The organism is Cronobacter malonaticus LMG 23826 (assembly GCF_001277215.2).
Taxonomy (GTDB): domain Bacteria; phylum Pseudomonadota; class Gammaproteobacteria; order Enterobacterales; family Enterobacteriaceae; genus Cronobacter; species Cronobacter malonaticus.
The window spans coordinates 509204-533762 of the sequence record NZ_CP013940.1; the positions used below are offsets into that span (position 1 = coordinate 509204).

Consider the following 24559-nt stretch of genomic DNA (forward strand, 5'->3'; position numbering starts at 1 on the left):
GCACCCACCGGATAACAGATGACTCGCCAGTGTAGGTTGGGTAAGCGAAGCGCACCCACCAAACCAGCGCTACGCACCCACCCCACACGCTTATTTACGGCGATACATCTTCTGCGCGGTATTGACCTTGTAAAGATAACGTCGCGATTCCGCCGACGGGTGGCGGTTGGTCAGCGTCTCGTACACATCATCCGGCGACAGCTGGTTGATGATATTCACCGCCTGGTCTTTATCGTTCGAGAACACGCGCAGCACGCTGCCCGCGCCGCCGTTATAGGCGGTGATCACGGCGTAACGACGCGAGGTCGGGTTGGCGATGCCGCCAAGATAGACATTGTCGAGCATCGCCAGATACGCGGTGCCGGTATCAATGTTGCTTTGCGGATCGAACAGATAGCTGCGGCTCGGCGTGCCCCATTTGCCCTGCGAGCGGAAAACGTCCTTACCGGCGCTGTGCTGCACCACCTGCATCAGCCCGAGTGCGTCGGCATGGCTAACCGCATACGGGTTAAACGACGATTCGGTCTGCATAATCGCGAGGATCAGCGATTCATCCACGCCATATTTGCGCGACGCCTGACGCACCATGCCAATGTACTTATGGGCACGCTTGTCGAGGTGGTTCGGCACTAGGTTAATGGTCACGCTGTAGATAATCCGCAGGCCGTTGCTGCGGCTTTTCAGGCGCGTTTGCAGCAGGTAGTCGGCGAATTTCGACGCGCGGCCTTCCCAGCGGATCGGCTGCCCGGTGTTGTCCACCACCTGGCCGTAAAGGAACGGCTGGCGGGAGATCTGAATGTCGTTAACGTCGGAGTAAAGATCGATAGAGCCCGGATCGTCGCCCATAAGCAGCGTGGTGATAATCGCCTGGCGCAGACGCGCCGCAGGCTCGGTACCGGCTATTGTCTCAACCGTAATAGTACCGTCGTCAAAGTTAATGTGGCTGCGCGTCTGGTACTGATCGGTATACTTCACGTAGTCCTTCGGACCCGCGATTAAAACTTCGTTAAATCCCCAGATGTTTTCAATGTTATGGGCAAACTGGCCCATCAGAATGTCAAACCCGTTGGTGTCCTTAATCCAGGCCTCGTTATAGGCGTTTTCGGCGTTTTTTTTGCTGGAGCAGGAGATGAGCAACGGCGCAATCAAAGCGAGCGCAAATATTTTTTTCATCATTCCGGGCGTGCTGTTGGGTTAAGTGAAAGGGCCAGAGGCCCTTACTGTTGTTCCGGCGGCGTGTAGCCTTCGATGTGCACCTCTTTGCCTTCAAACAGGAAATTCACCATCTCCTCTTCCAGCAGCTTACGATGCTCCGGGTTCATCATGTTGAGCTTTTTCTCGTTGATAAGCATGGTCTGCTTCTTCTGCCACTGCGCCCAGGCTTCTTTCGAGATTTCGTTATAGATACGCTTACCCAGTTCTCCCGGATAGAGCTGGAAATCCTGGCCTTCGGCGTCACGCTGAAGAAAAGTACAAAAAATGGTTCTGCTCATCGTCAATCCTCATGAATGGCGCGAGCGGGGCGGGACGCCACCGGCTCTGCGCGCACTTGCTGTAACAGGCGCTCTACGGGGGCGGCGAGGCCCACCGCTGGCGGCTGCGCTAAGTTATACCAGAGACCCGACGCTTCATCCATGCAGGCGGCGGTCTGCTGCACGCCAAGCCACATCGGCACGATATCCAGATGGAAATGGCTGAAGGTGTGGCGAAAGGCGGTGAGCTGCGTCAGGCCGTCATCGTTAATGCCGCGCGCCGAAAGCCACTCGCGTAGCGCCGTTTCGCTCTCAAACTGCGGGAAACAGTACAGCCCGCCCCATAAACCCACCGGCGGGCGCTGCTGCAAAAAGAGCGAACCTTCATGCTGAAGCAGCAGAAAATAGCCGGTTTTCTCCGGCAGCGTCTGTTTGGGCTTTTTGCCGGGGTATTTCGCATAGCTCTGGTGGGCGAACGCCTCGCAGCCATTATTGAGCGGGCAGATCTCGCATTTGGGTTTCGAGCGGGTGCAGACCATCGCGCCGAGATCCATCATCGCCTGGTTAAAGCGCGCCACGCCCTCGGCGGGCGTTACCGTCTCGCTTATCTGCCACAGGCGGTTTTCCACTTCTTTTTTCCCCGGCCAGCCTTCGACGGCGTAACAGCGCGCCAGCACGCGTTTCACGTTGCCGTCGAGGATAGGGAAATGTTTGCCAAGCGATAGCGACAGCACCGCGCCTGCGGTGGAGCGCCCGACGCCCGGCAGCGCGGCCACTTCTTCGAACGTTTCGGGGAATTTTCCGCCGTGCAGCGTTGCCACCTGCTGCGCCGCCTTATGTAAATTGCGGGCGCGGGCGTAGTAGCCAAGACCGGTCCACAGATGCAGCACATCATCGAGCGGTGCATTTGCCAGCGCCGTCACGTCAGGAAAGCGCGCCATAAACCGCTCAAAATAGGGGATTACGGTCGTCACCTGCGTTTGTTGCAGCATGACTTCCGAGAGCCATACTTTGTAAGGGGTTTTTTCCTGCTGCCAGGGAAGGGTTTTGCGACCATATTTGTCGTACCAGTCGAGCACCTGGCGGGAGAACTGCTGTGCCTGCATCATGAACGCGTGGCTTCCGGCTTGAAGAAATCAGGGGCTGTGATTCCAGCACAGGCCCTGTGGGCTGTAAACAGGAACTTTCCTGTGCTTGCATCGGGCAACTATCTTTGGATAATGCCCGTTTCCCGAACCACTACTCAAACAGACTAATCGCCATGAATAACGACGTCATTTCACCGGAATTTGATGAAAACGGTCGCCCGCTGCGCCGTATTCGCAGCTTCGTCCGCCGCCAGGGGCGCCTGACCAAAGGGCAGCAGCACGCGCTGGACCACTACTGGCCGGTGATGGGCGTTGAATATCGCGCAGAGCCGCTCGATCTCGTCGCGCTGTTTGGCCGCGACGCGCCGGTGACGCTGGAAATTGGCTTCGGCATGGGCTCGTCGCTGGTGGAGATGGCGAAAACCAATCCGCAGCAGAATTTTTTAGGCATTGAAGTGCATTCGCCGGGCGTGGGCGCGTGCCTGAGCGCCGCCCATGAAGAGGGCGTCGAAAACCTGCGCGTGATGTGTCATGACGCGGTGGAAGTGCTGGAGAAAATGATCCCGGACGGCTCGCTGCATATGGTGCAGCTTTTCTTCCCGGACCCGTGGCATAAAGCGCGCCATAACAAGCGCCGCATCGTGCAGGTGCCGTTCGCGCAGCTGGTGCTTCGCAAATTACAGCCAGGCGGCGTCTTCCATATGGCGACCGACTGGGAACCTTATGCCGAACATATGCTCGAAGTAATGTCTTCGGTGGAAGGATATGAGAACCTGTCCCCGACGCAGGATTATGTACCGCGCCCGGCCTCGCGCCCGGTGACCAAATTTGAACAGCGTGGCCATCGTCTTGGTCACGGCGTATGGGACTTAATGTTCGGGAGAGTAAAATAATGGCGAAGAACCGTAGCCGTCGTCTGCGTAAAAAGATGCACATCGACGAATTTCAGGAACTGGGCTTTACGGTAACCTGGCGTTTCCCGCAGGGTGCCACGGATGAGCAGATCAACACCACGGTGGACGAGCTTATCAGCGAGGCTATCGAGCCAAACGGCCTTGCCTTTGGTGGCAGCGGCAACCAGGCCTGGGAAGGGCTGGTGTTCCGCCAGCAGATCGGCAAATGCACCGATGAAGATCGCGAAGTGGTGCGCAAATGGCTGGAAGCGCGCGGCATGTCTGATGTCCAGGTCAGCGAACTGGTCGACATCTGGTGGGATTAAGTTAAACAACGGGTCGGTTTTGCCGGCCCGTTAGCATTTCAGGAGCGAGTATGATGCGTAAAGCGCTGCTGGGCGTGTTGCTGGTGACAGCGATGCAGGCCCAGGCGGAATACAAATGCAGCGTCACGCCGCGCGACGACGTGGTGCTCAAGCCCCAGCATGTGCAGGTGGTGGGCGAAAACGGCGATCTGGTGATTGGCCCTGACGGCGCGGTGCAGTTTAACGGCAAGCCGATGACGCTTTCCGCCGCCCAGCGCCAGCAGGCGCTCGACTACCAAAAAGCGCTGCGCGCCACGCTGCCGTGGGTCGATCAGGGCGCGCTGTCTCGCGTGGAGAAAGGCCGCGTCGCGCTGGATAAAATCATCGCCAAAGAGGTGGGTGAAAACAGCAGCATGCGCGGGCGTCTCACGAAACTCGACGCACAGCTGAAAACCCAGATGAACCGAATCATTGAGCATCGCGACGACGGGCTGACGTTCCACTATAAAGCCATCGATCAGGTGCGCGCCGACGGCCAGCAGCTGGTGAATCAGGCGATGGGCGGCATTCTGCAGGACAGCATTAACGAAATGGGTGCCAAAGCGGTGCTGAAAGGCGGTGGCAACCCGCTGGAAGGCGTGCTGGGGAGCCTGGGCGGCCTGCAAACGGCTATTCAGAACGAATGGAAAAACCAGGAAGCGGATTTTCAGCAGTTCGGCCGCGAGGTTTGCACCCGCACCATCCAGCTTGAAGAGCAGCGCCAGGCGCTGGTCGGCAGCTTTAAATAATCGTAACGGGAGCGCTGGCTCCCGTGCTTTTCCCGCCGCGCGTAATTCCCTCTGATACATCCCGTTACACAGAATCACAATCGCTTCCTCTTTGTCTTACTTTTTCGCACTACGCTCTACGGGTGACCACACAGACAAACGCGAGGATGCGGATGAAACGGGATATATCAGCAGGGAGCCTTATTTCTCTCTTTTTGCTCGCCATCATCACGCTGAACGTGGCCGTGCTCTGGGTGCAAAATTACCAGGCGGAGAGCGTGCCCATTAGCGCCTCGGCGAACCGCTGTGTTAACGCCGCACCGGAATATTGTGAAGACGAAATGCCGGCCGCAGGGCCGCTGCCCGGCGAGCCACCGCTACACGTGACTGAAGATATTTTGCCTTCCGTAAGCCCGCGCTTTTCCCCCGCGCAACTCGCGCTCTACCGCAATGACGATATCTATCTCCCGGATGACCTGCCTGACGATGATTTCTGGCTGGGCGAGGGGGCGGGCGACCTGTAAACATGTTCCCCAGATAAACTTTTATGGAAGGCAGGCTGTAAAAACAGGGTAACAATGTTGGCTATGTAAGCCGCTGATGGTACTGGTTGTGCAGGAAAACGGCCAGGAGGCACGGTTCATATGCCAGTGATACTTCGCATAAAGGATTATCGATTCTTTTTTTACTCGAATGAAGGCAATCCTCGCGAGCCTGCGCATATTCATGTGCGTCGTGGCGGAGCGGAGGCTAAATTCTGGCTAAGCCCCTTCACGTCCCTGGCACGAAATCATGGATTCACTCCGCGTGAAGTGGCAGAGTTATTACTTCTTGTCACCCAACATCAGCAACAGCTTACCGGAGCCTGGTATGACTATTTCAGCTAAACGCGTGAGCTTTGACGAGCAAACCTTGTGGGTTGAACTCTCCGACGCGCGGATCATTGGCGCGCCGCTCTCCTGGTTTCCGCGGCTGCTCAATGCCAGCGATGAAGAACGCGCGAAATGGGAAATCAGCCCATACGGTATTCACTGGGAAACGCTGGATGAAGATATCTCCGTCGAAGGCTTACTGGCTGGAAGAGGGGATATCACTCGCCAGCCGCCGCGGGTAGGCTAATTTCCTCTTTTCACAAGGCTCAACTCTTCGGCGCAAGCGCCGCAAAAGCGGCGCGGATCTCCTCTTCCGGCAGATGCGCGCCGATAAACACCAGCGTGCTTTGCGGCGTTTCATCGCTCGCCCATTCGCGGTCCCAGTCGGCGCTGTAAAGCCGCTGGACGCCCTGGAACAACAAACGGCGCGGCTCGTCCTGAATAAACAGCATCCCCTTGTAACGCATAAGGTTATCGGCGAACTGTAGCAGCAGTCCTTCCATCACGCGGGATATCGCATCCAGCGCTACCGGATAATCAAAATTCACCACAATAGAGGCGATATCGGGCTGCGCGGGGGCGGCAAAGTGAAAGCGCGGCGCGGGCTGTACGATGCGCTCTTCGAGCATAAAGCCCTGGGTGTCGAAAATCAGGCCCAGATCCACCTCGCCCTGCACTACTTTATGCACCGGCGCGCGGGCGTTAATGCGGCGCAGACGGGCCAGCAGCGCTTCGTCTTCGCCCGCCACATCGGTTTTAGTCAGCAGAATACGATCCGCGTAGCCGATTTGCGACTGCGCCAGCGCGTAGCGGTCCATCTGCTGACCGGCGTGTACGGCGTCTACCAGCGTAATCACGCCATCCAGCAGATAGCGCTCGCACAGCGTCTCGTGGGAGAAGAACGTCTGGATAATGGGGCCGGGATCTGCCATGCCGGTGCATTCGATAATCACCCGATCGAATGTCGTGACGCCGCCGTCAAGCAGTTCCAGCAAATCGAGCAGCGCCGATTCCAGTTCTTCCGAGCGGGTACAGCAGATGCAGCCGTTGCTGAGTGTTTTCATTTGCGTGGCGCGGCTGCCGAGGATTTCGCTGTCGATGGGCGTTTCGCCGAATTCGTTTTCAATAACCGCGATTTTATAGCCGTGGTTGGCTTCGAGGATGTGACGCAGCAGCGTGGTTTTTCCGGCGCCAAGAAAGCCGGTTAAGAGCGTGACCGCAACGGGTTGCATGTTTACCTCCGGTAAGTGTCAGCAGCAGCGCATGCCGCCTTCGCCGCTTCCGCCATAGCGCGCCTGCTGGCGCTCGCGGAAGAATTCGTCGTAGGTCATATACGGTTTATCCGGGTGATTAGTCTTCATATGCTCAACGTAGTTGTCATAGTCCGGAATACCTATCAGCATTTTCGCCGCCTGACCCAGGTATTTTTTCGCTTGTCCTAAGTTACCAAACATTATGTTTCCCAGACAGAAAAAGCCCGGCGGTGTGAGCCGGGGGCTTGCGAGTGTGTCGATAAAAGGTGGATGCGCTTCGCTTACCCACCCTGGATAACAAATGAATCTGTTAAATGTAGGGCGGGTAAGCCTCGCGCACCCGCCGTTTACCACCGTTACATTAATGGTGTGACGAGGTTTTTACGCCGCCTTCCGGCACCGGCACATACGGCGTTTCTTTCGCACACGGCTGCGCGGAACGACGCGCCTTCATCGCGGTGCGAACACCGTAGAAAATGATGCTGTACACCACCACCAGGAACAGAATACTCAGGCCCGCGTTGGTGTAATTATTGATAACGATATGGTGCATGTTGGCTACCTGCTGCTCGGTCAGCTCAGCGCCGCCTGCGGCGATACGCGTTTTATACTCGTTCGCCATATAGAAGAAGCCTTCCATCTGCGGATTCACGCTAAAGAGCTTCATGCCGAGCGCCCAGGTGGTGCAGATAAGCAGCCACACCGCCGGCACCACGGTCACCCAGATATAACGGGTGCGCTTCATCTTCACCAGCACCACGGTCGCCAGCACCAGCGCCACGGCGGCCAGCATCTGGTTAGAGATGCCGAACAGCGGCCACAGGCTCTTCACGCCGCCGAGCGGGTCCACCACGCCCTGATAGAGCAGATAACCCCACAGGCCCACACAGCCCGCCGTCCCGACGATGCCCGCCACCAGCGAATCGGTTTTCTTCAGGAACGGCACAAAGTTGCCCACCAGATCCTGGAACATAAAGCGGCCAGAACGGGTGCCGGCGTCGAGCGCGGTCAGGATAAACAGCGCCTCGAACAGAATGCCGAAGTGATACCAGAAGCCCATGTCCGCGGCCGGGATGATTTTGTGGAACACGTGGGCGATACCAACGGCCAGCGTCGGCGCGCCGCCCGCGCGGTTCAGTACAGACGGCTCGCCGATATCTTTGGCGGTCTGCATGATCTGCTCAGGCGTAATCACAAAGCCCCAGGCGCTCACGGTCGCCGCCGCGTGGGCGGAGACATCTTTCAGCTGCGCCAGAATCAGCGGCGCGTTGTCAGTACCCAGCTCATGCAGGTTCGGCATTGTGATGCCTAGCCCCGCGGGCGGGGTGTTCATCGCGAAATAGAGACCCGGTTCGATGATAGAGGCCGCTACCAGCGCCATTACGGCGACGAAGGATTCCATCAGCATCGCGCCATAGCCGATAAAGCGCGCGTCGGTTTCGTTCGCCAGCAGTTTCGGCGTGGTGCCGGAGGCGATCAGCGCATGGAAGCCGGAGACTGCGCCGCAGGCGATAGTAATAAACAGGAACGGGAACAGCGCGCCTTTCCACAGCGGCCCGGTGCCGTCGATATACTGCGTCACGGCAGGCATTTTCAGCTCCGGGTTCAGGATCAGAATGCCTACCGCCAGGCCCACAATCACGCCGATTTTCAGGAACGTCGCTAGGTAGTCGCGCGGTGCCAGAATCAGCCACACCGGCAGCAGGGCGGAAACAAACGCGTAGCCCACCAGCGCGTAAGTGATCGTGGTGTCTTTAAAGGTCAGCGCCGGGCCCCAGTACGGGTCGGCTGCGATCACGCCGCCAAACCAGATAGACGCCACCAGCAGCACCACGCCGATGACCGACACTTCACCCACGCGCCCCGGACGGATAAAGCGCATATAGATGCCCATAAACAGCGCGATCGGCACCGTCGAGCAGACGGTAAAGACGCCCCACGGGCTTTCCGCCAGCGCTTTCACCACGATGAGTGCCAGCACCGCGAGGATAATAATCATGATTAAGAAACAGCCGAATAGCGCGATGGTGCCCGGCACCGGGCCCATCTCCTCCTTGATCATCTCGCCAAGCGAGGCACCGTTCCGGCGCGAGGAGATAAACAGCACCATGAAATCCTGCACCGCGCCCGCCAGCACCACGCCTGCGAGCAGCCACAGCGTACCGGGCAGATAGCCCATCTGCGCGGCCAGCACCGGGCCGACCAGCGGCCCCGCGCCTGCGATGGCGGCGAAATGGTGGCCGAACAACACGTAGCGGTTGGTGGGCACATAGTTCAGCCCGTCGTTATTGATGACTGCTGGGGTCGCACGCGTCGGGTCGAGCTGCATCACGCGGCTGGCGATATACAAGCTGTAGTAGCGGTAAGCCACCAGGTAGATGGAGACCGAGGCCACCACAATCCACAAGGCGCTGACGCTCTCGCCGCGGCGTAATGCCACCACGGCAAGACAAAAGGCCCCGATGACGCCAAGAAGCGCCCAGGGCAGATGTTTCATTACTGTTTTTTTGTCCATAAGAAACCTGCTTGTCAGACAGAGATAAAACCGGCTGTGACGTGCGTCCCTGACGGCGCAGACGGCGGATAACCGAAAGATTCAAAACGCGCTTAATGATGACAAAACGCGCAGGCGACCTGGAAAGGGCTTCAACAAGCGGTTACATAGCGGGGCGAACGGTCATATAACGCAGCGAGCGGTTCGCCAGCGCCCTGAGCGGCGCGGGTTCTGTGACGCCAGTCACGGAGGGAAGCGGGCAGGAGGGAAGAGGTGGCGTGGGCGTTCGACGTCGGCAGGAAAGTGCAGGCGCGATCATGTGGTGTGCGCGTTATGTATCAGCAACAAACGCGCTGGTACACGATCATATTCCCTTTCTGACCAGGCATTCACTTTCCCGCAGGGTAATAATGGCAAAAAGTGAAATGGTTTTATGTTGGTAATAAGTTGCTTTCTGAATTAATAATACATGATATATTTTGACCATGGTCACGTTCGCCTTGTGATACCCGTATCACTTTCAGTCAGGATGAATTACTGCGTAATTTTATGCGCGTGCCATAAAACGGCATCATTATTAATTTATGGTAAATATTAGTTAAGCCATGGTTAAACAAAAAATAAAGACTTAAAAATTTAATGAAAAATAAAATTCTTTAATAATCAGTTTATTAAAAATATGCGCGAAAACCCGTTTTAATCTTTTCCAAAAATTTACGTTAAAATGAAACGCGCAATTGTTTATTTAATGAACATGCAATTGTGGTTAAGTCTCTACTTTTGAACTTAATTACCTCCGTTATAATATTTTTTTAACATATATCCTGTGTTTTTCTTACCCAGGATATTTTTCTTTTCTGATATTCATTGAATTTTTTTGAACCTGTTCAGATGATGCATGCACTAAAGGATCATTCTTTCACTGACGATAAACAGTTAAACAATTTTTATCATTTTAACGTGATGGTGAATGCAATGGCTTTAGTGACGTCGTTTGGCGAGAAAGTGAATAATCTGAGCGTCGGCAAAAAACTGACGTCGGGTTTTATTATTGTGCTGTGCATTATGCTGCTGATTGCCGGTGCCGGAATTTATGGCTTTCGTCAGGTGGATGAGAATGCCCGTAAGGAAACGCTGACCGTCAGTATCGTGACCGCCCTGAATGAAGCGCGTATTAACCGCACGCTGTTCCAGCTCACCAGCGAGGAAAAATATGCGGAGCTGAACGCCAGTGCGCTGCGTCAGGTGGGTGAGCAGCTCGCGTCGCTGTCGCAATTTAATATGGATACCGAAGGGCGCACCCGGTTTGCCGCCATGCAAACTAACCTGCAAACCTATCTGGGCGTGCGCGATAAATACATTCAGGTGCTGCGCCAGCGTAATACGCTCGCCGCCGATCTGCATGAACAGTGGCCGTCGCAGTTTATCGAGCAGGCATCAATGTACAGCGAGCAGGCAGACACCAGCCCACAGGCGGCGATGCTGGCGGCCCGTCTTGCCGCAAAAGCCCAGCAGGTGCAGAGCACTATCGACGCGCTGGTCACCCGTGGCGACCGCGAGACGCTGAACAAACTCAACGAGCTGCTGGGCAGTATCGACACAACCGCTGCGCTGCTGGGAGCCAGTACGCGTGATACGCCGCTGCCGTGGCTCTCCGCATTAACCGATCAGACGCGTATGCTGCACAGCAGCGCCGCGCTGTTTGTATCGGCTTCAGGCGATCAGCAGACACAATCGACCGCGCTCAGCAACGCGGCTACCGCGCTTAATGAAACGGTGGCCGACTTCCATGAGTTTCGCAAAATGCGCATGGCGAATTCCATCAGCCATGTTGAAACGCTGATGCTCGCCGGGACGCTGGCAGGCGTTCTGTTCGGGCTGATTGTCGCCGCGTTCATTACGCGCAATATCACCCGCCCGCTGCGTGAAACATTAGCAGTGGCGAACCGCATCGCGCAGGGCGATTTGACCGTCACCGTCTCGTCGCTGCGCCGCGATGAGCCGGGCCTGCTGATGCAGGCGGTCGGCACCATGAACGACAGCCTGAAAAGCATTATTACCCGCGTGCGTCACGGCGTGGATAACGTCTCGCGCGCGTCGTCGGAAATCGCCGCCGGGAATATCGATCTCTCATCGCGTACCGAAGAGCAGTCCGCCGCCGTGGTGCAGACGGCTGCCAGCATGGAAGAGCTGACCTCCACCGTCAAAGAAACCGCCGGTAACGCGCAGCAGGCGAGCCAGCTGGCGGCGCAGGCTTCTTCCAACGCCGATCGCGGCGGGAAAGTGGTGAATGAGGTGGTCGAGACGATGCGCAATATCCAGGCAAGCTCCGGGAAAATCGCCGACATCATCAGCGTCATTAACGGCATCGCCTTCCAGACCAATATCCTGGCGCTGAACGCCGCCGTGGAAGCCGCGCGCGCCGGTGAGCAGGGCCGCGGGTTCGCGGTAGTGGCGGGCGAAGTCCGCACGCTGGCCAGCCGCAGCGCCACCGCTGCTAAAGAAATTGGCGCGCTGATTACGGAAGCTAACCAGCGCGTCGAAAACGGCGCGCAGCTGGTGGCGAGCGCCGGTGAGGCGATGGAAGATATTGTCGGCTCCGTCGCCCAGGTGCGTGAGATTATGGATGAGATCGCCCGCGCCTGTACCGAGCAGAGCCGCGGCATCGCCCAGATTGGCCAGGCGATGTCGGAAATGGACACCACGACCCAGCAGAACGCCGCACTGGTGGAGGAATCCTCTGCGGCCGCCTCGTCGCTCGAAGAGCAGGCGCGCGAGCTGGAGCAGATGGTCGCGATATTTAACGTCGGCGCCAGCGCGCCTCGCCGTGCTGAGCCCGCCGCCGTGCCGGTCGCGGCGCCTGCGCCGAAAGCGCTCGCGGTGGCGGGAGCCCAGGGCGAGTGGGAACATTTTTAAGCGTCAGCGCTGGCACACATTAACCCCGGCTTGCCGGGGTTTTTTTATTCTCCGCGCGCAGCGCGGCGATCGCCGACATCGTCGCCTGGGTTGCTATACTCTCTGGGTTGCGGCGCGAATAGCGCTTACGTTTCCCGGCAACAGGACGTTCCGTTCAGGCGGGCCCAGGAGAAATTATGATAGTGCTGTATAACGTAGCGATTGTGCTGCTGACGGTCGCGGCGATGGAAGTCGTGGCGGCGCTGACGCACAAATATGTGATGCATGGTTGGGGATGGGGCTGGCATCTTTCCCACCATTCGCCGCGCAAAGGCTGGTTTGAAGTCAACGATCTCTACGCGGTGGTGTTTGCGGGCGTGGCGATTTTGCTTATTGCGCTTGGGGCAGGCGGACGCTGGCCGTTGCAGTGGATTGGCGCGGGCATGACGCTTTACGGCGCGCTTTACTTCATCGTGCATGACGGGCTGGTCCACCAGCGCTGGCCATTTCGCTATGTGCCGCGCCGGGGCTATCTGAAGCGGCTCTATCTGGCGCACCGGCTGCATCATGCGGTGCGCGGGCGCGAAGGCTGCGTCTCCTTTGGTTTTCTCTACGCCCCGCCGGTGGCTAAGCTGCAGGCGGTGCTGCGTGAGCGTAACGGTCGTCCTGCGCGCGCGGCCGCTGCCAGAGCGCCAAAGGGCGAGGCGACGACGACGCGCCGCGAGAACTCACAGCCATAACCGTGCCTTTCGCCAGCAGGGCCAGTTTCTCGACCTTGCTGGTACCCTGACGCGTCTCCCACGCGTTAACGCCCGCGCGCTTCACCTTGACGCCAATTTCCCGGTAGACCCCATGCGCGGTGGCGATAGCCCACGCGCTGCGTAGCGGCAGACCGGCAAGCCCGGCGCGCGCCGAGGCGTAATACGGCTCCGCTTCATCCACAAGACGGGCGGCGAGACGCGCCAGCGCCGGGCGGTGCGCGAGATCTGTTAAGGTGTCAGCGCGAAGCCCTTCCTCCTGAAGCCACGCCTCAGGTAGATAGCAGCGCCCGATGGCGGCGTCTTCGACGATATCCCGCGCAATGTTAGTGAGCTGAAACGCCAGGCCCAGATCGCAGGCGCGATCCAGCACGGCCTCATCGCGCACGCCCATCACGCGCGCCATCATCAGCCCCACCACGCCCGCCACGTGGTAACAGTAGCGCAGCGTGTCATCAAAGGTGCGATAGCGCTCGTCGCGTACGTCCATCGCGAAACCTTCGAGATGATCGAGCGCCAGCGCAGGCGGGATCTGATGTTCCAGCGCCACCTCCTGAAATGCCGCGAAATTTGGCTCGCGCATTGGTTTGCCCGCGTAAGCCTCAAGCGTCAGCGCGCGCAGCAGGGCGATGCGCGCCTCTGGGGTGTCGGTCGGCGCGTCGGGCGCGCTAAAACCAAGCACCTGGCCGTCAGTCACATCGTCGCAGTGGCGGCACCAGGCGTAGAGCATCAGCGCGCTGCGCCGGGTTTTTGCGTCAAACAGTTTCGAGGCGGTGGCAAAGCTTTTGGAGCCCGCCTCGATGGTTTCGGTGGCATGCGTCAGCAGCGGTTTGTCACTCATGCATGCCCCTCCAGCATCAGCCCGGCGGTGGCCTTCGCCGAGCCGATAACGCCCGGAATGCCCGCGCCGGGGTGAGTGCCCGCGCCGACTAAATAGAGGTTATCAATGCGGCTGTCGCGGTTATGCGGGCGGAACCAGGCGCTCTGGGTGAGGATAGGCTCTACTGAAAACGCCGAGCCATGATACGCGCCGAGTTGGTCGCGGAAATCGAACGGCGTGAACATGCGGTGCGTCACGAGCTGTTCGCGAAGGCCCGGCATATAGTGCTGCTCAAGATACTCAAAAATCCGGTCGCGCAGGCGTGGGCCTTCGACGTCCCAGTTCAGGTTCGCGGTGCCGAGGTGCGGCACGGGGGCGAGCACGTAATAGCTGCCGCAGCCCGGCGGGGCCAGAGAAGGATCGGTGACGCACGGCGCGTGCAGATAGAGCGAGAAGTCGTCCGCGAGCGAGTCGCGTTTGAAGATATCTTCAATCAGTCCTTTATAGCGCGGCCCGAAGCAGACCGTGTGATGCGCGAGCTGGCTGTGGTGATGGTTAAGCCCGAAATAGAGCACAAACAGCGAGTTGCTCATCCGCTTGCGGCGCAGCGAGGCCGACTGCGAGACGCCGCGCGGATGATGGCCCAGCAAGTTGTTGTAGGTGTGCACCACATCGGCATTCGACGCCACAGCGCGCGCGGGAATGCGTCGCCCGTCGGCGAGCGTCACGCCGCTGATTTTGTCGCCCTGGGTGTCGAGGCGTGTGACTTTGGCGTTAAGTTCGATTTCGCCGCCCAGATCGGTAAACAGCTTCACCAGCCCCTGCACCAGCGCGCCGGTGCCGCCACGGGCGAACCAGACGCCCCACTGGCGCTCCAGCGCGTGGATAAGCGTATAGATAGATGACGTCGCGAACGGGTTGCCGCCCACCAGCAGCGAGTGGAAAGAGAACGCCTGGCGTAGATGATCGTCTTCGATAAATTTCGACACCATGCCATACACGCTGCGCCACGCCTGGAGGCGCGCAAGCTGCGGGCCTGCGCGCAACATATCGCGAAACGAGAGGAACGGCACCGCGCCAAGCTTCAGATAGCCTTCTTTAAACACCGCCTGCGAATACGCCAAAAACTGGCGATAACCCTCGACATCGCGCGGGTTGATGCGGGCGATTTGCGCCTCAAGGCTCGCCTGATCGTTATCGTAATTAAACACCTGGCCGTTCTCCCAGCACAGGCGGTAGAACGGCGTGACGGGCAAAAGATCGACATAATCGGCGATGTTTTTACCGGCCAACGTGAACAGCTCCTCGATGGCCGAAGGATCGGTAATCACCGTCGGGCCGGCGTCAAAGGTAAAACCTTTATCTTCATAAACATACGCCCGCCCGCCGGGTTTATCGCGCTGCTCAAGCAGTAAAGTGGGAACGCCCGCCGCCTGTAAGCGGATAGCCAGGGCCAGGCCGCCAAAGCCGGACCCGATAACAACAGTTTTAGTCATGATGAAAAGCTCGCAGCCGGGGAGTTTGCTTTAGCACGGCCTGCATGGCTTCGCCCACCGGAACCGGGGGTTTGCCTGTCAGCAGTCGCGCCATATCCATTGGGGTCAGTCGTCCGGCATAAAACCGGGCGATAAGCCCCGCATTCAGTCCATAAAAGCGCTGCATCACCTGCCAGCGCAGGTCCGGTTTTCCGGCCAGAAACAGCATCCGGTTCAGCAGCCGGAAAAAGCGCTGACGCCGCCACTGGCGCTGCGCGTAATCTGCCGTCAGCGCATAGAGCGCTGCTGAAGACGCAGGCGGCTGCGCGGCGATAAGGTCGGCAAGCGTTGCCGCGTGCGGCAGCGAATAGCCGGTCGTCGCGTGAAACAGCCCGGCGCGCAGGCCCGCGCGCGCCACGCCCTGCGCTTCGCGCCAGAATGCCTGCGGCGCGCCGGTAAGCGTAATCGGCAGGTTGCCGCGCTCCTCGCGCTCAAGCGTCGCCAGCTGCCAGCCCTGCGCGCGCGCGTAACAAGCGATATTCTCCCGCGCGCGGTCGGGATCGAGCGTGGCGCTGTCGATGTAGTGCGTATCTTCTATCAGCAGGGTGTCGGGCGTGAGCGGCAGCGTGTACACAAACCGGTAGCCGCCCTGTTGCGCCACTGTTGCGTCCATCAGAATAGGGCGGGTCAGGCCGTGGGGCGCGGCGAGCCGCCACTGCTGCCCGAGAAATGCCTGCTGGCCCGCGGTGAGATGCGGGCTGGCGTGCCAGCCGCGGCCATCAATGACCGCGCGGGCGTGCAGCGTGCGCCCGTCGGTGAGCGTCACGCTCTGCGGCGTCAGGCTTGCGACCGGCGCGTTGCGCCAGAGGCGCTCGCCCAGCGTCGTCTGTAAAACGTCAGCGAAACGCTCAGACGTAACGCTGTAGTAGCCGCCGTCCAGCGCGCGCGTCAGCGCCGGGAAGCGCACCTCGTAGCCGTCCCAGCGGTGCGCCACCAGCGGCGTGAGCCAGGCGTGCTGTTCGGCCGTGAGATCCGGGCCGTGAAATGACCAGGTGTGATTGCCGCCGGGCGCGTCGTCCGCCTCCAGCAGCAGCACGTTAAGCGCCGGTTGCAGGGCGCGCAGGCGCAGAGCGATAAGCCCGTTCGCCAGGCCGCCACCAGCGAGAATCAGATCCCACTGCGTGTTCATAAAGGAGCCTGCGCGAATACAGGGCGGCGCTCGTCCAGCGCCTGTTCAGCGATCTGCGCCGCGCGCACGACGCCGCCCGCTTGCGCCAGCGCGCGCTGCATCGCGACGAGACGCGTGCGGCAGCAATCGTCGCCAAGCAGCGTTTTAAGCTTGCGGGCAAAGGTGCGGCGTCCGGCGAAGCGCGAGACGCGCTGCCCGATGCCGCAGTGCTCCACGCGCGCCGCCACGCCGGGCTGATCGAACGCCAGCGGCACCACTAACAGCGGCGTGGCGCTGGCGATAGCGTCCATCACCGTGTTAAGCCCGCCGTGGGTAATGACGGCATCCGACTGGCTGAGCGCCAGCGGCTGGTCGGTAAACCCCGTTACCTGAGTGGCACCGCTCGCCTTCAGCGCGCTGGCCTGCGCGTCATTGAGGCCGCCGCAGTGCGCGACCAGCAGTTCGACGTCGGCGTCACGACAGGCGCGGGCTATGGTGCGAAACAGCCCGTAGCGGTGCCCCTGTAATGTGCCGAGCGAGGCAAACACGCGCGGGCGAGTTGTATCGCGCACCGCTTCTGCCACCGGCGGTTGCGGCGGACGCAGCGGACCGACCGCATGAAAGCAGGGCGGCAGTGCGTGGCGTGGAAAATCGAGCGTGCTGAGCGTCTGGCTGATTTGCGCCAGCGGCGAGAGACAATCGTGCAGCCCGCGACGGGGCGAGAGCCCGAAGCGCTGCGCGTGGTGGGCAATCACTTTACTCTGGCGACCCATCAGCCAGTCGTGTACCTGCTGGCTGGTCTGGTAAATCTTGCGGGCGCGCGGCGTCTGCGCATAGCGAAACGGCATGACCGGCAGCGGAAGCCCTGCCTCGCGGTTGACCGGCAGGGCACAGGCGACCGAGACAAACGGCAGATCCAGCGCGTCGGCGACGATACCGCCCGCGGGCTCCATCTGATCGACAATCAGGCCGTCCACGCCAAGACGCGTCAGCGCGTCGGGCAACTCCCGGCACAGCATGTCGGTGGTGCGCGCCAGATCGTCAATCAGGCTCAGAATGGCCGGGCCGCCCGGATGCGCGGTCAGGCGTAAGGTGCGGGCGAGGCTGCCGGGCGGATGGCTCGCTTCGCCTACCGGGTAAAAGCCGATGTTCGAATCGTCAAGCAACGTGCGGGCCTCGGCCTGCTGGATAAAAGTGATGCGGTGCCCGCGGGCGATAAGCGCCTGCGCGAGCGCCTGCATGGCATGAACGTGGCTGTACAGCGGGGGCGTAATGACCGCGTAGTGGCTCATTCCTCGTCCCCGACGCGCACCAGCCGGGCCTCACGCAGCGCGCTGATACTGGCGCTGCCGGTGCAAAAACAGGCGACCCGCAACTGCTCAATCACCACCGCGAAATGGTCCAGCACCGCGCTGGTGGAAGTGGTGGCGCTGCCGAGCACCGCCGCGGCCTGGCCGACAAGACTTGCGCCCATCGCCAGGGCTTTGGCGGCGTCGATACCGTCGCGAATGCCGCCAGAGGCGATGAGCGGCGTCGCCGGGAACGCCTGATGTATCTGGCGCAGCGCCTGTGCGGTGGGAATGCCCCAGTTGGTAAAGGCCATCGCCACGTTACGGGCATGCACGCTGGCGGCGCGTTCACCTTCCACGGCGGCCCAGCTGGTACCGCCCGCGCCCGCGACATCCAGCATGGCGACGCCCGCCTCTTTAAGCTGGCGCGCCACCGGCACCGAGAGGCCAGCGCCGACTTCCTTTACCACCACCGGGACGGGAAGGGCTTTCACGACGCGTTCAATCGCCGCCAGCACGCCGCGCCAGTCGCGATCGCCGCCGGTCTGCAGCGCTTCCTGCAACGGATTGAGATGAATAATGAGCGCGTCCGCTTCCACCATATCAACCGCGCGCCGGGCGTAATCCAGCCCCTGAAGGCTGCCTATCTGCGCGGCACCGAGATTCGCCAGCAGCGGGATATCCGGCGCGTACCGGCGCAGTTCGCCCGTCAGCCCCCAGTTGTCCTCGCTCTCCAGCGCCACGCGCTGCGAGCCGACGCCCATCGCCAGCCCCAGCGTCTGCGCGGCTTCGGCGAGGTGCCGGTTGATATCGCTCGCGCGCCGCGCGCCGCCGGTCATGGAGCTAATCAGAATCGGCGCTTTCATCGCGCGACCAAACAGGCGGGTGCTGAGATCGATGTCGTCAAGTGCGAGTTCCGGCAGGGCGCAGTGCTCAAAACGCCACTGTTCAAAGCCGGTGCGAATCGTTTGTTTAGCCCGCTCCGGGTGCAGAACGATATCCAGATGATCGTTCTTGCGTTGGCTCAGTTCCTTGTCCTTCATTCATACTCCAGTAACAGTCACTGTCGGCGGCACGGCACGCGTTCAGCCAAACATGGCCAGCTGTTTATCAAACCAGGCGTACATAAAATGGCGGGTGGACGCGCCGCGCGAGCAGGCACCGGTGAGATGCTCATCGGCACGCAGCAGGTGATCGCGCAGGCGCTGGTGCACCGCTTCCGCGCCAAGCATCGCCACCAGCGTCGATTTTCCGGCGTCTTTGTTAATGTCTTTACCGGTATGGCTCAGGCCGTCCGCCAGATCGTCAAGCAGCTGGAACGCCTGGCCGAGATGGTGCGAGAACTCGCGAAGCTTGTGGCGCACCGAGGCGGAAGCGCCGGCGGCGATGGCGGCGATTTGCAGCGTGGCGTCAAACAGCACGCTGGTTTTGAGATCGTTGGTGGCAAGTATCGCCTCGGCGCTGCGGGCCTGGTTGCCTTCGCTGAGATCGCGAAACTGCCCCTGCACCAGCCCCTGCAACCCTACGGCGCTGGAAAGTTCGCTCACTGCCTGGGTTTTACAGCTATCGGATAACGGGTTGGCCTGCGCCACCACGCCGAATGCCCGGCTCAGCAGCGCCACCGCCGCGAGGATAGCCACGCTTTCGCCATACTGACGGTGAATGGTCGGCTTGCCGCGGCGCAGCAGGGCGTTATCCATACATGGAATATCGTCGAGCATCAGCGATGCGGCGTGCACCATCTCCACGGCGCAGGCGAGATCCATCAGCGCTGGCTGGCTGGCGTCGCAGCCGAGATCGCGCGCGGCGAGAATGAGCAGCAGCGGGCGCACCCGTTTACCGGGCGTCAGCGCGCCTTCGCGCATCGCGGCGCAGACCAGATCGCGCTCCTGGCCCGGCGGCAGAAGCTCGTCAAGGCGGGTTTGCAGCGCGTCGCGCAGCGCCTGTAATTCGATTTCCTGCCCTGAAGATTTCACGGCGTTAGCGTTCATGGTTGAGGCCTCTGATGGTGTCCGTTATCGCTGTGGCGTGGGAGAAAATGAAAGCGCAACTGCGCGCGAGTGCCGCCGTCAGGCGCGCAACATTCGTCGCATCAGGCGAAATGTGGGATTTTTGGTGTCTGAACAACTGATTATCTTCACGGTTATCTTTCCGGATGCTTTCATAAAAAGCGTAGCGTAATCCGGGAAAATTTCTTCGGCTTACCTCAGTGTGGCACAAAACTTTACAATTCTGTAAGCCGTTGTACAGGTTTATGTAAGCAGCGAGCGCAGCAGCGTCATGACCTCGCGCACTTCATCCGGCGTGAGCGCGCCATCTTTGGCGAAGCGAATGCGGCCTTCTTTATCCAGAACCACCACGGCAGAACCGCCCGGCTGAAGCCGCCAGGCGCGCTGCACCGCGCCTGTGCCGTCGAGCACAAATACCGATGAGGGATACTCTTTTTTGGTGCTTTCCAGACTGCGGCGCACAAAGATGGCGCTGCCCGGAATGGCGTCGTCAGTATTGATTATCGTGGTGGCCTGAAATTTATCTGCCGGCAGCCGCGCTGCCGCGATGGCGTCGCTGATGCCTTTATTCAGATCTTTCGCCGACAGCCTGCCCGCCACATGCAGCACCAGGCCCACTTTGCCGCTAAGCCGCGCGCTGTTCCAGTCACGATAATCAACCTCGCCCTGATTCAGCGTCAGCTCTCCGCGCTCAGCCACGCCAACCGGTGCCACCCGTTCGCCTTCTGCAAAATTGTGCGCGCAGGCGAAGAAGGGCAGCAGAGTGCAGATGAGCAGTAACGGACGCAGCATGGGAAAACCCTCAATATGAGAAGCTCGGAAAAGTGTAGTGGAGTTTGGCCGGTTGGGTTGAGGGATCACAGATGAGCGCGTCTGACGTTTTGATCGGGAGAAGAGTGAGGTTGTTGATTTTGAGGTATAAAGGAAAATCAGAAACAGGGAGACGAGAATGATGGGATGGAGCAAAGCTGCGTTATTTAGTTTCGGCGTTATGTTTTTCTCAGGCGCTGCATGGGCAGAAAAAATTCAGTGCCCGGATACTCTGACAGAGAAAAATCATTCTCAACGACTGCATCTGGTCGATGTGTTTGAAGGTCCGCCGGAAGAGCTTGCGTCCTTATTGCCAGATACGGACGATGAAATGATCTGGACATTAAGCGATTCGCAAAACTATGCAAAGGCGCATAACACCGCTGTTTTTCTGGTGTGCCAGTATCAGGGCTCCGCTAAAAAAATCACGCTGAAGGTGCCAGCCAGCGCCAAAAAATGTATGGCCTGGTTTGGGGATACTAAAGATGATTTATATGCCGGGTGTGAGTAGTGGTTTTAGAAGTATTTGAAGACGATGACATCATTTCGGATGTTGACCCGACATACATCACTAAGCCGCTCCTGCCAGCGCTTTTAATGCGCCATCTTGCCGCCATTCTGTTGCCAGCTGATTAACAGCCAACAAAAAAGCCACCCTTGCGAGGTGGCTTAATTATATGATTTTAAAGCTAAAATTTGGTGGCCCCTGTTGGGTTTGAACCAACGACCAAGCGATTATGAGTCGCCTGCTCTAACCACTGAGCTAAGGGGCCGTGGCGCTGGATTATAGAGTAACTGGCGACGCCAATCCAGTCTCGGTGTCGCGGCTGCTGAATTTGTAAGCAGCTGCGGCGTAAGGCTTTATACTTTACAGATCCGAGAGTTAACAGGAGAGGACATGATTAACGATATTCTTGAACCGGGCCTGCGGGTGGTCTTTTGCGGGATCAATCCGGGAAAGTCATCGGCGCATACGGGATTTCACTTTGCGCATCCCGGTAATCGCTTCTGGAAAGTGATTCATCTGGCCGGCTTCACGGAGCGCCAGCTGAAGCCTGAGGAAGAGCGCCATCTGCTGGATACACGCTGTGGCATCACGAAACTCGTGGAGCGCCCGACGGTACAGGCGAACGAAGTGGATGTGAAAGAATTGCACGAAGGCGGGCGCAATCTGATTAAAAAAATCGAAGATTTCCAGCCGGATGCGCTCGCGGTGCTGGGCAAAAAAGCCTATGAGCAGGCATTCAGTCAGCGCGGTGTGAAGTGGGGTAAACAGAAGCTTAAAATCGGTAAGACGGAAATTTGGGTGCTGCCTAATCCGAGCGGGCTGAATCGCGCTTCGCTTGATAAGCTGGTGGAAGCCTACCGGGAGCTCGACGACGCGCTGGTGGCGCGCGGCAGATAGCATAACGGCGCAACTCTCGCTGCGCCGTTATTATCAGAAAAAGGCAGGTGGCTTAGCCGCCAGCCTGTTCAATAATCAGCTTACCGAGCGACGACTGGATACGGAAGCAGAGCGTCTTGATTTGCGACTGATACATCGTGATAACGATATCGTTCAGCTCCGGCGTCATCCCGTCTTTCAGCGCCATATATTTCCCTGTTTTAGCGGAAAGCGCGTCCATTTCAGCGGCGTAGCGGCTGTAGGTTTTCGGACCATAGTGCTTGAGTGCCTCAAGCTCTTTTTGACAGGTCGCCATGCTGTTGGGACTTTCAGAAGCAGCGGCGAAAGGCTTGCTTTCAGGAGCCTGTTGCGCAGGCTGCGAAGCGGCGACCGGAGCGGGCGCTGGCGCGAGCGGTGTCACCTGGCTCTTTGGCGGCTGGCTGGCGCATCCGGCCAGTAAAACGCATGTCATAAACAACAGCGACTTGTTCATCCCGGGTCCTTGCAATGTTATCAACGCGATGGTTCATTTTTATACGCAAAATCTCACAGCAAATTACTCAGAATCCATAATTATGACAAATTGTTTTTGCTAATTAATCCACGCACATCACGGTGATTTATCGTTGCAGGTCTGCTTGTTAAAAGCATTCCGCTAAAAACCCCCTCTGACTGGTTTTGTCGACAATAAAAAAGCCCTCCGAAGAGGGCTTTTTAAATGCGTTACCAGAGACGATTAATCGTCCAGGAAGCTGCGCAGTACTTCAGAGCGGCTCGGGTGACGCAGCTTACGCAGCGCCTTTGCTTCGATCTGACGGATACGTTCGCGGGTTACGTCGAACTGTTTACCCACTTCTTCCAGCGTATGGTCGGTGTTCATGTCGATACCGAAACGCATACGCAGCACTTTCGCTTCACGCGCGGTGAGACCGGCCAGCACGTCGTGCGTCGCCGCACGCAGGCTTTCGGTGGTCGCGGAGTCCAGCGGCAGCTCGAGGGTGGTGTCCTCGATGAAATCTCCCAGATGCGAATCTTCATCGTCGCCGATCGGCGTTTCCATGGAGATAGGCTCTTTGGCGATTTTCAGCACCTTACGGATTTTGTCTTCCGGCATCAGCATGCGCTCGGCCAGCTCTTCCGGCGTCGGCTCGCGGCCCATCTCCTGCAGCATCTGGCGGGAAATACGATTGAGCTTGTTGATGGTCTCAATCATATGCACCGGAATACGGATGGTGCGCGCCTGATCCGCGATAGAGCGGGTAATCGCCTGACGGATCCACCAGGTTGCATAGGTGGAGAACTTGTAGCCGCGGCGGTATTCGAATTTATCTACCGCTTTCATCAGACCGATGTTGCCTTCCTGAATCAGATCGAGGAATTGCAGACCGCGGTTGGTGTATTTCTTGGCGATAGAAATAACCAGACGCAAGTTCGCCTCAACCATCTCTTTCTTCGCACGACGCGCTTTCGCTTCGCCGATAGACATACGACGGTTGATGTCTTTAACCTGCTCGATGGTCAGGCCGGTTTCTTCTTCGATCTGCTGCAGTTTTTGCAGGCTGCGGTGAACATCTTCCGCCACGTCGTGGAGCTTTTCAGACCACGGTTTGTTCATGGCGATTGCCGCGTTAAACCAGGTTTCGCTGGTTTCGTTGCCGGTGAAGAGGGTGATGAAGTTCTTCTTCGGCATTTTGCACTGCTCAACGCACATCTTCATGATGATACGTTCCTGGGTACGCACGCGGTCCATCATGGTACGCATGCTGTTCACCAGGTAGTCGAACTGCTTCGGCACCAGGCGGAACTGTTTGAACACTTCAGAAAGCTTCAGGATCTCTTCCTGAGACGCCGCGTTGCTGCGGCCTTTGGCTTTGATGGTGTCGCGGGTCACTTCGTACTGGGTACGCAGCTCGCCGAATTTCTCACGGGCCAGTTCCGGGTCGATGCTGTTGTCGTCGTCGCTGCTGTCGTCGTCAGACTCTTCGTCTTCATCTTCGTCATCATCCATCTCTTCCTGAGAGAGTTCTGAGCCGACATGCGTCGCGGTAGGTGCCAGATCTTCTTCGGCGTTCGGATCGACAAAGCCGGTGATCAGATCGGAAAGACGCGCTTCGCCCGCTTCAACGCGATCGTACTGCTCCAGCAGATAGGTGATCGCTTCCGGGTATTCGGCGACGGAGCACTGAACCTGGTTGATACCGTCTTCGATGCGTTTAGCGATGTCAATTTCGCCTTCGCGGGTCAACAGTTCAACGGTACCCATTTCACGCATGTACATACGAACCGGGTCAGTGGTGCGCCCGATTTCAGATTCAACGCTTGAGAGCACCTGGGCCGCAGCTTCTTCCGCGTCTTCGTCGGTGCTGTTTGAGTTTTCAGCAAGCAACAGATCGTCGGCGTCCGGCGCTTCTTCCATCACCTGGATGCCCATGTCGTTAATCATTTGGATGATGTCTTCGATCTGATCGGAGTCGACGATATCTTCCGGCAGATGGTCATTGACCTCGGCATAGGTCAGATAGCCCTGCTCCTTACCACGGGTGACAAGAAGCTTAAGCTGTGACTGCGGGTTTTGCTCCATAAGACGGTATCCACACTTATTTCATGAGGTTGGTGTCGGTAGGCGTTGCCGCCAACAATAACGTATGCCCCGGGGCTCATATCACAACATGTTGCAAGCGACGGCGTTTCAATAGTGCCTGGACGCTTCGACAGCGATATAAAACCACAGGGCGGTGCGGGCTGTTTTATTATTGCCGCTGCCCGGCAGTGCGGCTCTCGGGTGCACCCGATCGTCAATCGGCAAT

27 protein-coding genes and 1 tRNA gene are annotated in these 24559 nt (G+C 58.8%); 12 read left to right on the plus strand and 16 right to left on the minus strand.

Annotated elements, in window-relative coordinates; genetic code table 11:
- Nucleotides 1–90: 90 nt before the first annotated feature.
- The 3 genes from mltC to mutY are packed head-to-tail and all read right to left on the minus strand — an operon-like array spanning nucleotide 91 to nucleotide 2581.
- Nucleotides 91–1173: a membrane-bound lytic murein transglycosylase MltC gene (gene mltC, locus AFK66_RS02405; protein WP_007778216.1), complete on the minus strand. Its 1083-nt coding sequence runs from the start codon at nucleotides 1171–1173 to the stop codon at nucleotides 91–93.
- A 44-nt stretch (nucleotides 1174–1217) separates the two neighbouring features.
- The gene (locus AFK66_RS02410; protein WP_004388230.1) at nucleotides 1218–1493 is read right to left on the minus strand and encodes an oxidative damage protection protein; all 276 of its coding nucleotides are present in this window, start codon (nucleotides 1491–1493) and stop codon (nucleotides 1218–1220) included.
- Between the two features lie 2 nt (nucleotides 1494–1495).
- Nucleotides 1496–2581: an A/G-specific adenine glycosylase gene (gene mutY / locus AFK66_RS02415; protein WP_007778213.1), complete on the minus strand. Its 1086-nt coding sequence runs from the start codon at nucleotides 2579–2581 to the stop codon at nucleotides 1496–1498.
- 152 nt (nucleotides 2582–2733) lie between these two features.
- Here mutY and trmB point away from each other — a divergent pair, with 152 nt between their 5' ends.
- The 6 genes from trmB to AFK66_RS02440 all read left to right on the plus strand — a co-directional run bounded on the left by trmB (nucleotide 2734) and on the right by AFK66_RS02440 (nucleotide 5644).
- Nucleotides 2734–3453, plus strand: a complete 720-nt coding sequence (gene trmB, locus AFK66_RS02420; protein ID WP_012123788.1) for a tRNA (guanosine(46)-N7)-methyltransferase TrmB — start codon at nucleotides 2734–2736, stop codon at nucleotides 3451–3453.
- Nucleotides 3453–3779, plus strand: coding sequence for a YggL family protein (locus AFK66_RS02425; RefSeq protein ID WP_007778207.1), 327 nt, complete (start codon nucleotides 3453–3455; stop codon nucleotides 3777–3779). Before trmB ends, AFK66_RS02425 begins: the two co-directional genes overlap by 1 nt.
- 50 nt (nucleotides 3780–3829) lie before the next feature.
- Nucleotides 3830–4546, plus strand: coding sequence for a YggN family protein (locus AFK66_RS02430; RefSeq protein WP_007778204.1), 717 nt, complete (start codon nucleotides 3830–3832; stop codon nucleotides 4544–4546).
- A 152-nt stretch (nucleotides 4547–4698) separates the two neighbouring features.
- Entirely contained in the window at nucleotides 4699–5049 is a 351-nt protein-coding gene (locus tag AFK66_RS02435) for a hypothetical protein (protein WP_007778201.1), read from the plus strand.
- 120 nt (nucleotides 5050–5169) lie between these two features.
- Complete coding sequence (locus tag AFK66_RS20970) at nucleotides 5170–5412, plus strand: DUF4160 domain-containing protein (protein ID WP_071602988.1); 243 nt, start codon at nucleotides 5170–5172, stop codon at nucleotides 5410–5412.
- On the plus strand, nucleotides 5396–5644 hold the full coding sequence (locus AFK66_RS02440) for a DUF2442 domain-containing protein (RefSeq protein ID WP_007778197.1): 249 nt from the start codon (nucleotides 5396–5398) through the stop codon (nucleotides 5642–5644). The genes AFK66_RS20970 and AFK66_RS02440 overlap by 17 nt, the downstream gene beginning before the upstream one ends.
- 19 nt (nucleotides 5645–5663) lie before the next feature.
- On the opposite strand, the gene yjiA is transcribed toward AFK66_RS02440, so the two are convergent.
- From yjiA to AFK66_RS02455, 3 genes are all read right to left on the minus strand, one after another.
- Complete coding sequence (gene yjiA / locus AFK66_RS02445; RefSeq protein ID WP_023898002.1) at nucleotides 5664–6629, minus strand: GTPase; 966 nt, start codon at nucleotides 6627–6629, stop codon at nucleotides 5664–5666.
- An 18-nt stretch (nucleotides 6630–6647) separates the two neighbouring features.
- Nucleotides 6648–6851, minus strand: a complete 204-nt coding sequence (locus AFK66_RS02450; protein ID WP_004385473.1) for a YbdD/YjiX family protein — start codon at nucleotides 6849–6851, stop codon at nucleotides 6648–6650.
- Nucleotides 6852–7011: 160 nt separating this feature from the next.
- Nucleotides 7012–9165 carry a carbon starvation CstA family protein gene (locus tag AFK66_RS02455; protein ID WP_007778187.1) on the minus strand — a complete coding sequence of 718 codons (2154 nt, stop codon included), beginning with the start codon at nucleotides 9163–9165 and terminating at the stop codon, nucleotides 7012–7014.
- Between the two features lie 846 nt (nucleotides 9166–10011).
- On the opposite strand from AFK66_RS02455, the gene AFK66_RS02460 reads away from it, so the two are divergent.
- A complete protein-coding gene (locus AFK66_RS02460) occupies nucleotides 10012–12060 on the plus strand; it encodes a methyl-accepting chemotaxis protein (RefSeq protein WP_050500540.1) in 2049 nt (682 codons plus the stop codon).
- 176 nt (nucleotides 12061–12236) lie between these two features.
- Nucleotides 12237–12779: a sterol desaturase family protein gene (locus AFK66_RS02465; protein WP_032983487.1), complete on the plus strand. Its 543-nt coding sequence runs from the start codon at nucleotides 12237–12239 to the stop codon at nucleotides 12777–12779.
- On the opposite strand, the gene crtB is transcribed toward AFK66_RS02465, so the two are convergent.
- The 6 genes from crtB to AFK66_RS02495 are packed head-to-tail and all read right to left on the minus strand — an operon-like array spanning nucleotide 12667 to nucleotide 19540.
- On the minus strand, nucleotides 12667–13638 hold the full coding sequence (gene crtB / locus AFK66_RS02470; protein WP_023898005.1) for a 15-cis-phytoene synthase CrtB: 972 nt from the start codon (nucleotides 13636–13638) through the stop codon (nucleotides 12667–12669). The genes AFK66_RS02465 and crtB overlap by 113 nt on opposite strands.
- Nucleotides 13635–15113 (minus strand): phytoene desaturase, encoded by a 1479-nt coding sequence (locus AFK66_RS02475; RefSeq protein ID WP_023898006.1) that lies wholly within the window; start codon nucleotides 15111–15113, stop codon nucleotides 13635–13637. The genes crtB and AFK66_RS02475 overlap by 4 nt, the downstream gene beginning before the upstream one ends.
- Nucleotides 15106–16281: a lycopene beta-cyclase CrtY gene (gene crtY, locus AFK66_RS02480; RefSeq protein WP_023898008.1), complete on the minus strand. Its 1176-nt coding sequence runs from the start codon at nucleotides 16279–16281 to the stop codon at nucleotides 15106–15108. Before crtY ends, AFK66_RS02475 begins: the two co-directional genes overlap by 8 nt.
- On the minus strand, nucleotides 16278–17552 hold the full coding sequence (locus AFK66_RS02485) for a glycosyltransferase (protein WP_023898010.1): 1275 nt from the start codon (nucleotides 17550–17552) through the stop codon (nucleotides 16278–16280). The genes crtY and AFK66_RS02485 overlap by 4 nt, the downstream gene beginning before the upstream one ends.
- Complete coding sequence (fni, locus tag AFK66_RS02490; protein ID WP_007778169.1) at nucleotides 17549–18592, minus strand: type 2 isopentenyl-diphosphate Delta-isomerase; 1044 nt, start codon at nucleotides 18590–18592, stop codon at nucleotides 17549–17551. Before fni ends, AFK66_RS02485 begins: the two co-directional genes overlap by 4 nt.
- Before the next feature lie 42 nt (nucleotides 18593–18634).
- Nucleotides 18635–19540: a polyprenyl synthetase family protein gene (locus AFK66_RS02495; protein ID WP_007778168.1), complete on the minus strand. Its 906-nt coding sequence runs from the start codon at nucleotides 19538–19540 to the stop codon at nucleotides 18635–18637.
- On the opposite strand from AFK66_RS02495, the gene AFK66_RS02500 reads away from it, so the two are divergent.
- Nucleotides 19539–19730, plus strand: coding sequence for a hypothetical protein (locus AFK66_RS02500; RefSeq protein ID WP_007778166.1), 192 nt, complete (start codon nucleotides 19539–19541; stop codon nucleotides 19728–19730). The two genes, AFK66_RS02495 and AFK66_RS02500, sit on opposite strands and share 2 nt — an antisense overlap.
- Nucleotides 19731–19801: 71 nt before the next feature.
- On the opposite strand, the gene AFK66_RS02505 is transcribed toward AFK66_RS02500, so the two are convergent.
- Nucleotides 19802–20350, minus strand: coding sequence for a YtfJ family protein (locus AFK66_RS02505; RefSeq protein ID WP_023898012.1), 549 nt, complete (start codon nucleotides 20348–20350; stop codon nucleotides 19802–19804).
- Nucleotides 20351–20507: 157 nt separating this feature from the next.
- Between AFK66_RS02505 and AFK66_RS02510 the strand changes: the two genes are divergently transcribed.
- Nucleotides 20508–20879: an STY0301 family protein gene (locus tag AFK66_RS02510; RefSeq protein WP_007778161.1), complete on the plus strand. Its 372-nt coding sequence runs from the start codon at nucleotides 20508–20510 to the stop codon at nucleotides 20877–20879.
- Nucleotides 20879–21004 (plus strand): hypothetical protein, encoded by a 126-nt coding sequence (locus tag AFK66_RS23145; RefSeq protein ID WP_007778159.1) that lies wholly within the window; start codon nucleotides 20879–20881, stop codon nucleotides 21002–21004. Before AFK66_RS02510 ends, AFK66_RS23145 begins: the two co-directional genes overlap by 1 nt.
- 61 nt (nucleotides 21005–21065) lie before the next feature.
- Here AFK66_RS23145 and AFK66_RS02515 read toward each other — a convergent pair.
- Nucleotides 21066–21141: transfer RNA gene (locus AFK66_RS02515), tRNA-Ile, on the minus strand.
- Nucleotides 21142–21266: 125 nt separating this feature from the next.
- Between AFK66_RS02515 and mug the strand changes: the two genes are divergently transcribed.
- Nucleotides 21267–21773 carry a G/U mismatch-specific DNA glycosylase gene (mug, locus tag AFK66_RS02520; protein WP_007707296.1) on the plus strand — a complete coding sequence of 169 codons (507 nt, stop codon included), beginning with the start codon at nucleotides 21267–21269 and terminating at the stop codon, nucleotides 21771–21773.
- 52 nt (nucleotides 21774–21825) lie between these two features.
- On the opposite strand, the gene AFK66_RS02525 is transcribed toward mug, so the two are convergent.
- Nucleotides 21826–22245 carry a hypothetical protein gene (locus tag AFK66_RS02525; RefSeq protein WP_007778156.1) on the minus strand — a complete coding sequence of 140 codons (420 nt, stop codon included), beginning with the start codon at nucleotides 22243–22245 and terminating at the stop codon, nucleotides 21826–21828.
- A gap of 243 nt (nucleotides 22246–22488) precedes the next feature.
- The gene (rpoD, locus tag AFK66_RS02530) at nucleotides 22489–24333 is read right to left on the minus strand and encodes an RNA polymerase sigma factor RpoD (RefSeq protein WP_004385591.1); all 1845 of its coding nucleotides are present in this window, start codon (nucleotides 24331–24333) and stop codon (nucleotides 22489–22491) included.
- Nucleotides 24334–24559: the final 226 nt, after the last annotated feature.

Excerpts from the sequence above, each read along its gene's own strand:
- mltC (WP_007778216.1), bottom strand. The coding sequence starts at position 1,173 with ATGAAAAAAATATTTGCGCTCGCTTTGATTGCGCCGTTGCTCATCTCC.
- trmB (WP_012123788.1), top strand. The coding sequence starts at position 2,734 with ATGAATAACGACGTCATTTCACCGGAATTTGATGAAAACGGTCGCCCG.
- mutY (WP_007778213.1), bottom strand. The coding sequence starts at position 2,581 with ATGATGCAGGCACAGCAGTTCTCCCGCCAGGTGCTCGACTGGTACGAC.
- AFK66_RS02465 (WP_032983487.1), top strand. The coding sequence starts at position 12,237 with ATGATAGTGCTGTATAACGTAGCGATTGTGCTGCTGACGGTCGCGGCG.
- fni (WP_007778169.1), bottom strand. The coding sequence starts at position 18,592 with ATGAAGGACAAGGAACTGAGCCAACGCAAGAACGATCATCTGGATATC.
- AFK66_RS02430 (WP_007778204.1), top strand. The coding sequence starts at position 3,830 with ATGATGCGTAAAGCGCTGCTGGGCGTGTTGCTGGTGACAGCGATGCAG.
- AFK66_RS02505 (WP_023898012.1), bottom strand. The coding sequence starts at position 20,350 with ATGCTGCGTCCGTTACTGCTCATCTGCACTCTGCTGCCCTTCTTCGCC.
- AFK66_RS02455 (WP_007778187.1), bottom strand. The coding sequence starts at position 9,165 with ATGGACAAAAAAACAGTAATGAAACATCTGCCCTGGGCGCTTCTTGGC.
- AFK66_RS02485 (WP_023898010.1), bottom strand. The coding sequence starts at position 17,552 with ATGAGCCACTACGCGGTCATTACGCCCCCGCTGTACAGCCACGTTCAT.
- AFK66_RS02435 (WP_007778201.1), top strand. The coding sequence starts at position 4,699 with ATGAAACGGGATATATCAGCAGGGAGCCTTATTTCTCTCTTTTTGCTC.
- AFK66_RS02500 (WP_007778166.1), top strand. The coding sequence starts at position 19,539 with ATGGTTGAGGCCTCTGATGGTGTCCGTTATCGCTGTGGCGTGGGAGAA.
- AFK66_RS02425 (WP_007778207.1), top strand. The coding sequence starts at position 3,453 with ATGGCGAAGAACCGTAGCCGTCGTCTGCGTAAAAAGATGCACATCGAC.
- rpoD (WP_004385591.1), bottom strand. The coding sequence starts at position 24,333 with ATGGAGCAAAACCCGCAGTCACAGCTTAAGCTTCTTGTCACCCGTGGT.
- AFK66_RS02495 (WP_007778168.1), bottom strand. The coding sequence starts at position 19,540 with ATGAACGCTAACGCCGTGAAATCTTCAGGGCAGGAAATCGAATTACAG.
- AFK66_RS02475 (WP_023898006.1), bottom strand. The coding sequence starts at position 15,113 with ATGACTAAAACTGTTGTTATCGGGTCCGGCTTTGGCGGCCTGGCCCTG.
- yjiA (WP_023898002.1), bottom strand. The coding sequence starts at position 6,629 with ATGCAACCCGTTGCGGTCACGCTCTTAACCGGCTTTCTTGGCGCCGGA.
- crtB (WP_023898005.1), bottom strand. The coding sequence starts at position 13,638 with ATGAGTGACAAACCGCTGCTGACGCATGCCACCGAAACCATCGAGGCG.
- crtY (WP_023898008.1), bottom strand. The coding sequence starts at position 16,281 with ATGAACACGCAGTGGGATCTGATTCTCGCTGGTGGCGGCCTGGCGAAC.
- AFK66_RS02410 (WP_004388230.1), bottom strand. The coding sequence starts at position 1,493 with ATGAGCAGAACCATTTTTTGTACTTTTCTTCAGCGTGACGCCGAAGGC.
- AFK66_RS02450 (WP_004385473.1), bottom strand. The coding sequence starts at position 6,851 with ATGTTTGGTAACTTAGGACAAGCGAAAAAATACCTGGGTCAGGCGGCG.
- AFK66_RS20970 (WP_071602988.1), top strand. The coding sequence starts at position 5,170 with ATGCCAGTGATACTTCGCATAAAGGATTATCGATTCTTTTTTTACTCG.
- AFK66_RS02440 (WP_007778197.1), top strand. The coding sequence starts at position 5,396 with ATGACTATTTCAGCTAAACGCGTGAGCTTTGACGAGCAAACCTTGTGG.
- mug (WP_007707296.1), top strand. The coding sequence starts at position 21,267 with ATGATTAACGATATTCTTGAACCGGGCCTGCGGGTGGTCTTTTGCGGG.
- AFK66_RS02525 (WP_007778156.1), bottom strand. The coding sequence starts at position 22,245 with ATGAACAAGTCGCTGTTGTTTATGACATGCGTTTTACTGGCCGGATGC.
- AFK66_RS02510 (WP_007778161.1), top strand. The coding sequence starts at position 20,508 with ATGATGGGATGGAGCAAAGCTGCGTTATTTAGTTTCGGCGTTATGTTT.